The 352-nt window shown below is 57.1% G+C and carries 1 protein-coding gene and 1 pseudogene; both read right to left on the bottom strand.

Translation table 11 applies throughout. The features are described from left to right. Positions 1-75 (bottom strand): annotated as a pseudogene (locus X744_RS1000000174305) (bacterioferritin); the annotation flags it as partial. Further along, positions 41-352 (bottom strand): (2Fe-2S)-binding protein (locus X744_RS00035; protein WP_023763271.1); only part of this gene is annotated, 312 nt, incomplete at its 5' end. The gene X744_RS00035 and the pseudogene X744_RS1000000174305, both read right to left, overlap by 35 nt.

Here is a 352-nt window from a genome sequence, read left to right as displayed (position 1 = left end):
GTACTGATTGACGGCCCCCAGCTCCAGAAAAAGAGCCTCGTTAAGCCGCTCGATGATCTGTGGTTCGCCTTTCATGGGTTCTGCTCCCGTATTGGACGCGCAGGCCTCTGACGCGATCCAGATGTGAAACGATGTCCATGCCGCTTGCCTGCGAGCGGGCGTGGTAGTTCTCGGTGACCCGAATGATCGTTTCCACCACATTTGGGAAGCAGCCGCAACAGCGACCCCGTTTGTGCATGGCGTGATAGACCTTTGCCGGCACGATGAGCTGCCAGGGATCCTGATCCAGCAGGCCGATGATCGTCTGCTCGATCTCCTTCTCGGTGATGATGTTGCAATGGCAGATCAGCAT

It is taken from the genome of Mesorhizobium sp. LNHC252B00 (assembly GCF_000502955.1).
Taxonomy (GTDB): Bacteria; Pseudomonadota; Alphaproteobacteria; order Rhizobiales; family Rhizobiaceae; genus Mesorhizobium.
This window is presented reverse-complemented; position numbering and strand designations above follow the sequence as displayed.